Raw genomic sequence first — 13,881 nt, forward strand, 5'->3', positions numbered from 1 at the left:
CGGTATCTACAGAAAGCTTGTAGAGTTAGTGAACTTAATTTCCGTCGATCGCATCTCTAGAACCATCGGTGAAAAGAGTCTATTTCGAGACGTCAGCTTCGGCGTCGACGAGGGGGAGAAGACCGGTCTTCTCGGAATCAACGGTTCCGGGAAGTCGACACTCCTGCGCATCCTTTTAGGAACGGAAGAACCCGATCAGGGAAAAGTCGTTCGAAACAGAACTCTGAAAATTTCCTACCTCCCTCAGTTTCCTTCTTACGATTCCGGTTACACCATTTTGGAGCATATACTTTCGGGAGTCGGCCCGTTGATGGGGACCATCCGGCGATACGAAACCGCCTGCGTCTTACTCGAAAAAGGCGGGACCGAAGCCGAAAGGGAATACCAGGAAGCGATGACGGAAATGGACTTGAAGCAAGCATGGGGGCTCGAATCGGATTTAAAGAATCTGTTAAGAGAATTAAATATTGCTGATTTTTCGAGAAGAATGGGCGAGTTATCCGGCGGAATGGTAAAAAAAGTCGCCTTGGCTCAGGCTTTAACGGAAGAATCCAATCTTTTGGTATTGGACGAGCCGACCAATCATTTAGATATAGATGCCATCCTTTGGCTACAGGATTATTTGAAAGAGACGAAAAAAGCCGTTCTATTAGTGACCCATGATCGTTATTTCCTAGAGGAAGTCGCCGGAAGAATTCTGGAAATCGAGAGAGGGACGTTTCGGATTTTTCCGGGAAACTACGATCTGTATTTGGAGAAGAAAGTGGAGATGCAGATCGTCGAGGAAAAAGAGGAAGTCAAACGTAAATCGTTTTTACGAACGGAGCTGGAATGGTTGAAACGGCAACCGAAGGCTCGAGGCACTAAGCAAAAAGCTAGAACCGACAGAGTATTGGAAGTGTTGGATCGCAAGAAAAGCGGAAAAGACATCGTTCTGGATATTTCGGTGTCCGGAAGAAGGTTAGGAGGAAAAATATTAGAACTTAAAAATATTAAGAAATCCTACTCCTCCTCGCTCATCGGAGGCTTCTCCTATATCTTTAAAAGTCGCGAGCGTATCGGAGTCGTCGGTCCTAACGGAGCCGGGAAGACCACTTTATTGAATATCGTGACCGGTAGGGAAAAGCCGGATACCGGGGACGTATCTTCGGGAGTGAATACTACGTTCGGCTATTTTGATCAGCTTACCCGTGATTTACCCGGGGAAAAAAGGGTCTTGGATTATCTAAAAGAAGAAGTAGCTCCTACGGTTAGAATGGCCGACGGCTCCTTATGGTCGGCGTCCCAATTCCTGGAAAGGTTCCTGTTTCCGCCTCAACTGCAGATGACGAAGATTGAAAGGCTTTCCGGCGGCGAAAAAAGAAGACTGTATCTCGTCGTTCTGCTGATGAAGAATCCTAATTTTCTCGTCCTCGACGAACCTACGAACGACCTGGATATTCCCACTCTTTCGGTATTGGAGGATTTTTTACAGGATTTTCCGGGCGTGGTCTTAGTCGTGTCCCACGATCGCTATTTCATGGACAGGGTTGTGGATTATATATTTATAATGAATGGAAAGGGAGATATCGAAAGGTTTCCCGGAAACTATTCGGAATATCTCGAATATAAATTTTACCGAGAGAGGAATCCGGACGGTGAGGAACAAAAGTCATCGATCTCTCCCAAGGATCCGGTATCCGGAAAAAAGAAAGGACTCGGATATCAAGATAAGCGCAAGTTGGAAATACTGGAAAAAGAGATATCCGAGCTGGAGTCGGAAGAACGAATTCTCGTCGAGACGCTGCAGTCGGGGACCGCATCTCCGGAAAAAGCGAAGATCTCCGGAGAGAGATTAACGACAATCCAGGAAGAACTTGTCCGGAAAGTCGGGGAATGGGAAGACCTAGCTTCCAAGGAAGTCTAGAGGCAATTCGAATTTAGTTCGAACGCTCCGACGGATATCGCGTTCGATCCTAGCGGTTGTAGGAGATAGGGTGTCGTGGTTCTGGTCGTTAAAGCCAGGTCCGTATTGAATAAAGGTAGATACGCCGCGGGAATCGGAGGTGTAACTCCCCCATACATCGAAGTGCAGGGCATTGTTGACGAAGAAGGAGTTCCTAGCGCGCCGGGCGTCTTCGGGAAGAAAACGAAATCTTCCGACGAGGTAGCTATAAAATTCGGGTTCGCGTTATACGAATTGGTGAAATTACCGGTAGGCGGGAGGGTAGGCGTCGAACAAAGAGTCGAGGAGAGAGTGAAATTTCCGCAAACGGAATATTGCGTCCCTCCGATGACGGCGGGAATGTTCGTATAGAAATTATTTCCCCGAACCACCGACCCCGCTGCCGGCGAATTTCCGATCGCTAACGCCACACCGTTGCTGGGAGCCGATCCTGATTGTCCGAATATCTGATTATTATAGATGCTGTAGGGAAGTCCGACGAGACTTTGGGCAGTAATTCCGGTGGCGTTACCCACCACACCCGACGTAGCGTTTCCAAGGTAAATACTATTATTAAAGATATATAAATTCGTCGGATCCGCGGAGCTCGTTACTTGAATTCCGTACGAGATGACCGGAAGAATCGTGGTTTGATTCAAATATTGGATTCCGTTAATTTCATTATCGGCGATCGCGGAAGTATACGCCGAACTGAAGTTTTGGACGATCACTCCGGAGCTATAGCCGGTCGGAGCGGATTGCATGCCGTTGATTCGATTATAGGCTAAAACTACCGAGGAACTGTCGATTACGACTCCGGCAGATATATTTCTTCCGGAGCCTCCGTAAACGTAATTGAATCCGACCAAGACGTTTGCGCTGGCCGTTATATAGATTCCGACTTTTCCTCCCAAAGCCGCATTTGCACTTGCTTTGCCCCCGTCCAAAACATTCCCGCCGATTCGTACTTGTCCGGGACCGGCCGTCCCTCCGATGAGAATCGCGGCAGAAGCGTCCGCATTCGGTAATGCTTTTACGACAAACCCGCTAAATTGAATGAAGTCCGAGGCCGATGTTAGTGCAGCGGTGGTTATAAGAACGGGAGTGCAAATACTTCCGGGATAAGCCCCCGCGCAAACTTGATTGTCTGAAATAACGGAAGGATTGTTTTTTACGTCCTGAACGGTAAATGTCGAATCGTAACTTCCTAAGACGGAAGTTTTAGCGTTCAATAAGATCTGATCGGTCGCGGTTACGGTGATAGGGTAGGTCGATCCTCCTTGTACTAGGACGTAGCATACCGTGCCGGTTGCATTGCAGGCGTTGACCCCCCTTTGAACGGTTCTGCATTCGGTGGAAATCGAATTACAGTTATTTAAATCGCTTCCGCCCGTAAATGAAACATACATAACGTTTGAAGTAACGTCAAAGTTGTACCAAACTCCCGTCGAGTTCACGACGGAATTTCCGGCTCCGTCCTTGCAGCCGGTCAAGTTCACGAAGACCTGTCCGGCACTAATTCCCCAGTAAGACGCGGGACCGGGTGTCAATTGAATCGTATCGTCGTTGGGCGCCGCTAATGTGCTGATGCTGACGTTTCCTGATCCTATATTCGTTCTTCCGGCAATAGTTGCGGCGCCGTTGATAACGCAGGAATTAATCCCATGGGAGGAAAATTTAATAAATGCGGAACTGGCTTGGGGAACCAGCATGGAATTAGGAGAAAACGCGATTGCACTCAGACAATTTACGTTAATTGTAAAGGTGCTGTTCGGCATCGTTCCGGGGTTCGGTACGGTCGTGACCGCACAATTATGCCCGGAGGGCGTCGACAGGATTTGGACATTGTACGCGTTCCCGGCTCCTACTTGATTAGCGAAGATTTGGGTTCCGTTTCCCGTAAAAGAAAGAGTATCGGTGGAATTTTGAAGCAATAGTGTAGAGGTATTACTCGAGGCGATTCCTACAACCGTGACGCTCAAATTATTGAAGGCCTGAGCACATTGTATTACGATTAACGTAGACGGATAAGTGATCGGTCCATTCGGGTTATTGATCCGACAGGACAAATTGCTGGCCACAGGAGGTCCGGATACGATCTGCACATTGTACGAACTTATCGGAGACACCGGAGTGGGGAATGTTAGCGTGCCGTCGGAGTTGAACGTCAACGATTCGTTCAGACTATTGCTTACGACTAACGTATTTCCTCCTAACCCGGTCACCTGGACTTTTATCGGAACGGGGGTCGTCGATACGGCGGATGCGGAACTAAACGTAAGAAAATCCAGTACGGAGCCTTGCACAGGCTTTTTGTAGCAGCCCGAAAAAAAAACGGAAAATACTAGTACTAAAGCGGATCGGAAGACGACGGACCGGGACGCGATATAAAATGATCCATTATTAAATCGTAAATCGGTAATACGATTTTCTACCATGAAAATTGTACCCCAACTTCGACTCTTTGGCGTAAATATTGTTGGTTGGAGGCGGCAAACGAATAACCACCTCCGTCTCTTTCGTTTCTTATGACCGGTGACCAGCTGGCCGTTTTGTCCGTACCTTCGATTTTTACCTGTCTAGAACCCGGAAAAAAAGCCGTATCCGCGAGATTGAGAGCATAAAGAACTGCTAATATTCCTATGGAAAGTTCGACTTGATGATATGAGGTTGAGGCGGCGCTATATTTACCGGGAATTTGCAGATAATTAATCAGGGCCAACGGGTATACGGAGACGTTCCCGGTTTGAACGCTATAACCTAACAACGCATTCGTTCTACGCGCAGCATCGTAATCTTTCACAGAATGAAGATACGACTCACCCTTATAGTACGTGTAGGCTCCGACGGCTGCGATTAAAATCGGAAACGAATAGGATCTGATTTTGGACTTTTCCTGGTATACTTGCCCCCAACCGGGAAGCACTGCGGATCTTGCGATCGCTCTATAATCGAAACGGAAGGGTTCTGGCGGAGTTAATCGTTTTTGTAACGCGGCAAGTCGCTCCTGAGTATCGGCGACGAGTAAAAAGGCTTCCGTTTCGGTAATTTTGTTCCTAGGATTTTCCAATCGCAAAGAGAGAATCCCTTCCGGAACTTTCTTCTTATCGAAGTAAACTAGGATCGTATCAGGCTCCTTATATTCGACGGACTTGATGATCTGAACTTCTTCTCCGTTAGAGTCTCTTAGAGATACTTTCGTCGCCTCGGTTAAATACTTACCTTTCAGTTCGAAAGTTTCCGGTAGATCTTGACTCAGATAAGAATTTTTCGTAGAGGAAGTTAGAACAGGGGGCCTGGAAAGAATGACGTCAAACGGAATCCAAGATGAAAAAATGGAGACTCGACCGTATCTGTTCAAAACTCCGATCCGGTGTTCATAGGTTCCGGGTTTTAAATCCACGATGATTTGCGTGGCGGTCGTTTTTTCTCGCGTGATTCTTCCGTTCGAATCCTTGATCTCGACCAGGTATCCGCCTGAATCCGGAATTGCTTTCCATTCTAATTTGACTCCATCCTCCTTGTCTTTTGCAAAGAGGGAAACGGAGAAAAATAGGCAACCCGCTAGAATAAATAGGCGCATTACTTGAGGGCTTGTAAAACGACTATTCGACATAAATTTCCTTAGGAGTCAATACTTCCGGCGCCTTTAAGGTTGCGGATAAAAGAACGTTGAATTCCCTTGATAAAGGAATTGTAGTCCTACTTTTGCCCGCTTCGTCTTTGTATTTAGCGCTTAATCTCCACTGATATTTTCCTGCCCTTAGTTTATACAACTCCCGAAATTCGAATGTTTCTCCTCGAATTTCCTTTTTTAAGATCGGTTTCCAGTTTTTTCCTTGGGATTCGAGTAATTCTAAAACGTAAATTTCGGGGGTTCCTTGGGTTTCCCAGTAGAAAGAAAGGCTTTCTTTATCGTCTAAGTCGATTTTATCCCGGTCTCTCGGATACACCGGAGTTACAAACGGGGCTGAATCCGAGGTCCTGAAATTTGCCACCGAACTCGAAACGAGAGTTTCTCCATTAGGAGTCACTAGGCCGACTCTCCAGTAGAAGGAACCCGGAGAGGGCAAGGATACCGTAATAGCGCCCGATCTCACTCTGGAATCCGTGAGTTTCGTTTCGAAAGACGCATCCCTCGCTAATTCGACTCTATAGAGCCCGCTCGGATCCGGTCTATCCCAGCGAAGAATTATTTTTCCGTCGGATGGGTGCCCGGATTCCGTACCGTCTTTCGGAGAGGAAAGTTTTATGAAATCGACATGTTTTAGCACGAATTTTTGAGGAGAGGAATCCCTTTTTCCGCCGTCTTTCAAATTGCCCCGTACTTTCCAGAAATAAACGCCTTCTTTCCAATCGAATTCCGGTTTAAGAAAATTGTCCGATCCGGTGCGGGACAAGAGTATATTTTTAAATTCTCGATCATTAGAAATTTCTAAAGTATAGGATTGAAATTCCCTATTAGCCGACCAACTAAAAAAGGAATTTCCGGTTTTGAAAATCCTTAATCCGATTTCCTCTTCGGGCAACGGACGATGTAGACGGGGAGGTTCCGCCTCGGCCAGCTTTCTGACGGAAAACGGTATTGCCGCGGATACCTCTTCGGAAAATCCTTCTCGATCGGAATGCATTTTGACGCGCGCGAAAAAATTACCTTCGGACTTCGATTCCCATTTGGCGAATCCCGATTTGGATTCGGATCTGAATGCGATTTGTTTAAAGTTTGAATCTTCCGCGATTTCCAGAGTGTATCTGGCGTTAGGATCCGTGACCGACCATTGGAACCGAATCACTGGAAATCCCGTCGTGAAAGTAAACGTCTCTTTTGCGGCGGGGGAGAGCAACCTAGGGCTGTTCCAGGAGAGGACCCTTAAATTTCTCGCCAAACTGGATTCATTCTTACCTGTTTTGGGATTTCTTCCGGCTACTTTCCAGAAATAGTTTCCGACTGATACGTTAACCGAAACCTCTGAGTCCGTTGCAGGAATTCGTTTAAGCCCGATGCGAAAGGACGGATCCTTTGCGATTTCCAAATAATAGTTTTTTACTCCTGCTTCGGGCTTCCAGGCAAAACGCAACGGCGAAGTTTCACCCTTTACGGGTACTATCGCCCCGTCCGCCGGGGCGATTTGCTCTAATTTTAGCGTGCGAACTTCCAACGTGTTTCCCTTAAGTTCCGCAGCCTGATTTCCGTTCAGCACGCTTTCACCCGAAGATGAGACGACTTTGGCCTGTCCCTCCTTGACTTCCAAATTTAGGGCCTTACCTTCGTCTTTTGAAAGTTGCACATTTGAGTTTGCCAAAGATATCTTCGTATCTCCCGAACTGATCTGCAACTTGCTTGCATCTCCGCTATTGGTGGCGGACAGAGAACCGGACACGAAACTGATCTTATCCGTGTCCTCGATAAGAATCATACTTCGTTCGCCCATCTGAATTTCCGTGGAGTTGCTTCCGTCTTTGAACAAAAGTACGGCTAAAGAACCTTCCTCAGTACGAATCGTGTCCCTAAAGCGGATCGGATCGCTCGGATCCAGCTCTTCCCAGACAACTTCGGAATCTAGCTTTCTTAAAATCTTAAGTTGTTTGGATTTAAGTTCGCCTACGATCTTATTGTTTCCCGACTTCGGGCCCGCATTCGCATATATATAAAGTAAGGACGAGAAAAAGATAATCAGCAGTACGAGGCCGGTGACTACGAATTTGGCGTCAGTCAAGTATCTCATACTTTACTTCCTCTTCCGGATCTCCGTCATGCTTAGCTTTCTTCGCATCGAATTCGATTCCGATGAGCTTTCTGAGATCCGCCACCGAGGCGGGCGTTGCCGGGTCGTCTTTTCTGCCCAATACGGCATAGATTACTTGAGGCTCAGCTTTCCCTTTCACCTTGATCGATTGCATTTTTTCGACCGCAAAGATCTCTCGAACCTGATCGTATAGATCCTGCGTGATCAGCACATCGGTTCCGAAGGGTTTATTTAAAGCTTCGACCCTGGAGGCCAGGTTTACGGCATCACCGATAACCGTGTATTCGAGTCGTTCTTCCGAACCGATTTGTCCCGCGATCACCGGTCCGTAGTTCAATCCGCAGCCGATCCGAATCACCGGCCTTTTATCACCCCCTCTCCCTTCGTTGAATTTCTGGAGAGCTTTACGCATTAGTAATGCACCGTTTACCGCGTTTTCGGCGTCCTGAGTTCCGGAAGACTTCAGGGCACCCCAAGTCGCCATGATGGCATCGCCTATAAATTTATCCACGATCCCGTGGGTCTGATTTACGCAATGAACCATTTCGGTCATATATTCGTTTAGAAATTCGACGACTTCTTCCGGTTGTAATTTTTCGGAGATTGCAGTAAAGGATCGAATATCGGAAAAAAAGATCGCGCACATCTTTCTTTCCCCACCCAAGGTCAACTCTTGATTTAGGACCATTTCGGCGATCTCTTTGTTAACGAATCGACCTAGGGCATCCTTAACTTTTTCCCGCTCTTCGAGCCCCTTGCCCATGGTAACGAAGTAATCGGTCAAAAGCCCGACTTCGTCCTTTGTCGTGGACTTGATTCCGATCCGGAAATTTCCCTTCGCTATTTCGACGGTTGCGTTCAGGAGAGCTAATAAGGGAATTGTAATATTCCTAGCGAGGAAAAATACGATTATCAATGCCATACACAACGCGATTGCCATGATCAAAAGGTTTTTTGTCTGAATTCTGTAAACCATCTCGAAGACTTTCTCTTCGGGTACGGTGACGATGACTCCGGCTCCTCCGAAACCTACTTTCTGAAACGATCCGTAGTATCTAGTTCCGGTGGAATCCTGGTACCGAGTTTGCTGACTATCTTCGCGGACGGCCGAGAGCATGGTTTCGAAGATGGGTAAGTCGGCCCAATTCGTCTGAGAGGCGAGAAGTTGCGGATCGTAATGAGCGATTAGATCTCCGTCTCCGTTGATCAGGAACGGAACGTTAATATCCTGTTTTTGGAATGCACTCAGAAGTCTTTCGGATCTAAGAACATAAATCAAAATTCTGCTTTTGGAAGCGTCCGCTACGGATATGGAAAAGGCCGGTTCTTTGAAATCCGGAGTCAGGTTATCGATTCGACCGTCCGAATTGAGAGTTTTTAAAAAAGTCGATTCTTTGCCTTTGATTGCCGAGTCCAACTCTTCACGGTTCGAGGAAATTCCTTCCAAATACGAATCGTTATAAAGTACTACGTCCTTTTTTAAGGATTGTCCTTGGACTTTATAAATTCCGACTAATAGAAAGTCCGGTTCGTTTCGAAAAAATAAATCGGCGTAAGCTCCCGGTCCTTTCGGATCGAGTAATTTGTCGGTAAGGGATTTTCCCTTGTCCCGGATATCCTTTAAGTCCGACTTAACTTTAATACCTAATATGTTTACCAAGGAGAAGTTCGTTTCTAAAACCCGAACTTCATAATTTTTTTTGAATTCGCTGGACGCGTAAAGGATGACCGTGGAAACCGTAACGGTCATTAATAGGGAGATGACTCCCATTAATTTTAATTGAAGCGGAAATTTCGCCTTAGTCTGATCGGCGGGCGACAGGTGAGCGACTACCGGAGCGGGGATTTCTTTTTTGGTTTCTTTCGGGGGAGGACTCTCTCGCTTCGAATCGGGGGCGCTTTCCTTCGGTTCGACAAGGGATTCCATCGAAGCAGCGGGAAGATCTAGATCTTTCGGCTTTGCAAAATCGTCGAGAGCCGCAGGACTGTCGGATCCGGGGACCCTGGGAGATTGGGATTCTTTACTGGAAACCTGAATTTTTCTTTTTTCTTCGAGCTTATCGACTTTACCGTTTTTTAAGCCGTTATTCTTCCCGTTTTCCGGATGGGAACCGCCCAAACTAATTTCTCGAAATGAGAGAGGTAATTCCCTCAAAAATACGGAGAATTCCCCTCGGTTTCCTTCCGGAATTTCCCTTGGAGGTTTTCTTCTCGAAATGAAACTTTTAAAGTCGTTTAATAATAGCGGTTCAGAGTCACCGGATAAGGACGGGAACCAGGCTCCCAATTCTCCCGGAGCCAAATGAGGGTGTGCAGACAGGACCATTTTAGAAAGCAGGACTTCCCATCTTTCATTCAATTCTTCCGGAACCAGAAATAGAATATTGGATCTTCCGATCGACTGAAGAAGTTTCCAAGCGCAAAAGAAAACCGACTCGTTCGTTTCCGGTCCTAAAGGAATTTCTAATGCATAAAGTTTCCAATCCTCTCCGTGAAGCGACTCTTCCAGATCCGTAATGATCGACGAACCTTTTTCGGAGAAAACGCAGACAACGGTTTTGATCCCGCGATCCGACCAATCCGAAATCTGTTGCCTATTCGACCGGGCATGGGAGGAGACAGGCTCCCAGAAAGCGACGGAACCGTTTGTCCCGAAGGGAATGTATTTAGCCGAAGAGTTCATCGTTTGTCCGATCGAAAGAAACGTCTTTCAGATCTGGTTATCCCTTAAAATAAAGAAAAAAATTTCCCGTTTGCAACGAAAAGAATATTCCGAAATGCCTCTGTTAAATTATCGGAATTGAGGACAGTCAAATTGAAGGGAAATGGAATTTGTTCCAGTTAGTAAAAGCCGGAAACGGTTGCTAACACCGGGATAGGAGAAATTTTGGACTACTAGGAGGAAGCAAATGCCTTTCGCAAAATTCGTTACTAATCGAGGAACTTTTTCTGTTTTATTGGATACTGAGAAGGCCCCTGTCACTACCGGAAACTTCATCGAGTTAGCCAAAAAGGGATATTATAATGGACTCATTTTTCATAGAGTCATTCCAAATTTCATGATTCAGGGTGGATGTCCGAGTGGAACCGGAACCGGTGGACCGGGGTATAAAATAAAAGACGAGTTCCATCCGGATCTAAAAAATAAGAAATTTACCATCTCCATGGCAAACGCCGGACCAAATACGGGCGGCTCTCAGTTTTTCATCAATGTCCGAGACAATCTCTATTTGGATAATCGGCATGCAGTCTTTGGCCATGTGACAGAAGGAGAAGATATAGTCCTGGGGATCTCCGAGACAGAGACCGGACCAGGTGATCGTCCGGTCCAGCCAGTAGTCATTGAAAGCTTGGAAATATTAGAGACATAGTTGCCAATAATTCATTCGATTGGCTGAATTATAACCATATGGCGCGGAAAAAGACTTGTAAAATCCTCATTTTCGCCATATTTTAAGCCCTCTTCCACGGAGTTTCTACTGTCCTGGAAAGAGAGCCCTAACTATGGGAACGCCGAACGAGTCTATTCCATCCTCCATCGACTTCGTGTTAAGCGAGGGTCAGGTATATAAAGATCGATTGGAATACATTCTATCCAACGTAACACTCGTTCTATTTTCTACGGATAGAAATGGAACGTTTACCTACGCAGCAGGTTGCGGAATATTCGGAATTGGAATCGAACCTGAGTCTTTGGTTGGAGCTTCCTTTTTCGAAGTAGATTGGTCGGGCAGGGTTCGAGATTCGAATGGTGAGTTTCGACCCATGACGAGAGAGGCGATTTTCCAGTCCGTCTTTCAAGGTAGAATGATCGAAGCCGAGACCCGCTTTGGGGGAAAAATATTCTCCAGCCGTTTCTCACCCGTTTTCGGAACCGAGGGTGAAATCGAAGGACTGATTGGCGTAAGCATCGATATCACCGATTCAAAAAGGAGAGAGGCTTCCTTCCTGCGGAAAGTCGGCGATTTTAGCACCGCTCTACAAGTTCTTCCGATCATCGTCTTTTCCTTCGATTTGGATGGGGTCATTCTTTTTGCGGAAGGAAAGGGATTCGAGCGACTCGGTTTAACCGTACAGGACGTGATCGGCAGGAATTTTTTCGATTCGCAACCGGATCAGGTCGAAAGGAATCAGGCAATCCAAAAAGCGATCGGAGGAGTCGATTCTTTTTACCAATCTCGGGTCAGAGGTAAAGTCTTTGAAAATTGGTTATATCCGAGATTCGACGAATTAGGTAGAACAACCGAGATTTTAGGTATCGGTTACGACGTCACGGAGCGGGAGGTTTTGAATAATAAATTAAGAGAAAGTGAATTAAATTATCGTAATTTATTTAAAAGTAATCCTCAGATTATGTATATTTTCGATCGGGAGTCCTTCCGGATCCTAGAGTCTAATTCGACCGCTCAGTCGGTTTGCGGTTACTCCGAATCGGAATTTCTGGAAAAGACCGTTCTGGATATCCATCCCGCCGACGACCGATCTTGGGTCCTGGATAAAGTTCAAAACTTGGCGCTTGGACCTAATTTTTTTTCGGAAGTACTGCATCGGAAGAAGAGCGGAGAATTTTTTTACCTGGATATCGCGTTAACTCATTTTCGGTTTTCCGGTCGGGATTGTATTTTGGTGTCCGGTTCGGACGTGACTCAGCGAGTTAGAACGGAAGCCGAGAACAGATTCAATTTACAACTTTTATCGCAAATCAGCGACGCGGTAATCGCCTTGGATTCCGAATTTAGAATCACTTATTATAATCTTCCTGCGCAGCATATGTACGAAATTTCCGATCCTAGTTTAATCGGAAAACATTATAGGGAACTATTTCAGGAAGATTGGATTTCCGACGGAAATCGTACTCGAGCGATGGATGAATACGAACGTAACGGAATTGCCAATGCCGAGATAATCCATACCTTGAAATCGGGAAAAAGGATTCATCTCGAGACTAGTTTCAAGAAGATTTCGGATCCAAGAGGAAACGATGCGGGTTTGATCATGGTAAATCGGGACATCGCGGAGAAAGTATTCGTCAGGGAATTTCTTAAAAAAGCGGTATCCGATTTGGAGATGACGAACCGCGAATTAGAGCAATTCGCTTACGTTGCGTCTCACGACCTGCAAGAACCGTTAAGAACCATCGCCAGTTACTTGCAGCTTTTAGAAAGGAAATTTTCTCCACAGCTACCTTCCGAAGCGAAGGAATTCATCCAAATTACGATCGAAGCCGCTAAGCGACAACAAGGACTGATCGAATCGTTACTCCGTTATTCCAGATTAGGCGTAAAAGAAGACAGATGGGAAAAAATAAACGTTAAGGCCTTATTGGAAAATATCCGAGAAGACTTATCTTCGGTGTTGAAAGAGGCTAAGGTTCGTATCGAGATCGAAGGGGAGATGCCGGTTGTTCTCGGAGAACCCGATCAGATACGACAATTATTCCAGAATTTAATAACAAATTCCGTAAAATTTCGGAGTCCAGAACGGAGTCCGAAGATCGTAATTTCAGCCGCTAAGACTCGAGCCGAGTGGAAATTCAGAATAGCGGATAATGGAATCGGGATAGATTCCCGTTATTTCGATAAAATATTTATTATATTCCAAAAATTGCATCCTAAGTCGGAATTTCCCGGCACAGGAATCGGGCTTTCCGTGTGCAAAAAGATCGTTGAAAACCATGGGGGAAAGATCTGGGTGGAATCCGACGTCGGCGTCGGATCCGAATTTTTCTTCACGATCCCCGTTCGGAGAGACTGATGAATTCGATAATTAAGGCAACCTTCGATATTTTACTCGTGGAAGATAACCCGGCCGACGTTCGATTGACTTTAGAGGCACTTGGAGAAGCGCCTAAATCCAAGAATTTAATAGTCGTAAAGGACGGCGAGGAAGCCTTGGATTATGTCAAAGGCGAAGGACAGTATTCGGATTCGGGGAATTCCAGGCCGGATCTGATTCTATTGGACTTAAATCTTCCCAGAAAGAACGGTTTTGACGTGTTGAAGGAACTGAAGGGAGATCCCGATCTAAGAAGGATTCCTATCGTGGTTCTGACGACTTCCGGTTCCGACAGGGATATTTTACAAACTTATAATTTACATGCGAACTCCTACATACAAAAACCTGTGGAGTTCGAGAGCTTTATCGAAGCTATGCAATCGTTGCGAATCTACTGGTTTCAGACTACTACGTTACCGCCAAGATGAGTGCGAA

General features: G+C 46.1%; 8 protein-coding genes. 4 read left to right on the forward strand and 4 right to left on the reverse strand.

The annotated features are described in order from the left end of the window. The first annotated feature begins 28 nt into the window (after nt 1-28). Complete coding sequence (locus LEP1GSC047_RS07970; RefSeq protein WP_010410675.1) at nt 29-1,906, forward strand: ABC-F family ATP-binding cassette domain-containing protein; 1,878 nt, start codon at nt 29-31, stop codon at nt 1,904-1,906. Here LEP1GSC047_RS07970 and LEP1GSC047_RS21615 read toward each other — a convergent pair. The 4 genes from LEP1GSC047_RS21615 to LEP1GSC047_RS07990 are packed head-to-tail and all read right to left on the reverse strand — an operon-like array spanning nt 1,903 to nt 10,354. Beyond that, the gene (locus LEP1GSC047_RS21615; protein ID WP_020988322.1) at nt 1,903-4,362 is read right to left on the reverse strand and encodes an autotransporter outer membrane beta-barrel domain-containing protein; all 2,460 of its coding nucleotides are present in this window, start codon (nt 4,360-4,362) and stop codon (nt 1,903-1,905) included. The two genes, LEP1GSC047_RS07970 and LEP1GSC047_RS21615, sit on opposite strands and share 4 nt — an antisense overlap. Next, nucleotides 4,356-5,540 carry an LIC11435 family protein gene (locus tag LEP1GSC047_RS07980; protein ID WP_010410663.1) on the reverse strand — a complete coding sequence of 395 codons (1,185 nt, stop codon included), beginning with the start codon at nt 5,538-5,540 and terminating at the stop codon, nt 4,356-4,358. The genes LEP1GSC047_RS21615 and LEP1GSC047_RS07980 overlap by 7 nt, the downstream gene beginning before the upstream one ends. After that, a complete protein-coding gene (locus LEP1GSC047_RS07985; RefSeq protein WP_010410661.1) occupies nt 5,530-7,650 on the reverse strand; it encodes a FecR domain-containing protein in 2,121 nt (706 codons plus the stop codon). Before LEP1GSC047_RS07985 ends, LEP1GSC047_RS07980 begins: the two co-directional genes overlap by 11 nt. Next, nucleotides 7,634-10,354: an adenylate/guanylate cyclase domain-containing protein gene (locus tag LEP1GSC047_RS07990; protein ID WP_010410658.1), complete on the reverse strand. Its 2,721-nt coding sequence runs from the start codon at nt 10,352-10,354 to the stop codon at nt 7,634-7,636. Before LEP1GSC047_RS07990 ends, LEP1GSC047_RS07985 begins: the two co-directional genes overlap by 17 nt. A 226-nt stretch (nt 10,355-10,580) precedes the next feature. Here LEP1GSC047_RS07990 and LEP1GSC047_RS07995 point away from each other — a divergent pair, with 226 nt between their 5' ends. From LEP1GSC047_RS07995 to LEP1GSC047_RS08005, 3 genes are all read left to right on the forward strand, one after another. Next, nucleotides 10,581-11,042 (forward strand): peptidylprolyl isomerase, encoded by a 462-nt coding sequence (locus LEP1GSC047_RS07995; RefSeq protein ID WP_010410654.1) that lies wholly within the window; start codon nt 10,581-10,583, stop codon nt 11,040-11,042. 133 nt (nt 11,043-11,175) lie between these two features. Next, the gene (locus LEP1GSC047_RS08000) at nt 11,176-13,425 is read left to right on the forward strand and encodes a PAS domain S-box protein (protein ID WP_020988382.1); all 2,250 of its coding nucleotides are present in this window, start codon (nt 11,176-11,178) and stop codon (nt 13,423-13,425) included. Beyond that, complete coding sequence (locus LEP1GSC047_RS08005; RefSeq protein ID WP_010410647.1) at nt 13,425-13,874, forward strand: response regulator; 450 nt, start codon at nt 13,425-13,427, stop codon at nt 13,872-13,874. Before LEP1GSC047_RS08000 ends, LEP1GSC047_RS08005 begins: the two co-directional genes overlap by 1 nt. Nucleotides 13,875-13,881: the final 7 nt, after the last annotated feature.

Origin of the sequence: Leptospira inadai serovar Lyme str. 10 (assembly GCF_000243675.2) — a bacterium.
Taxonomy (GTDB): Bacteria; Spirochaetota; Leptospiria; order Leptospirales; family Leptospiraceae; genus Leptospira_B; species Leptospira_B inadai.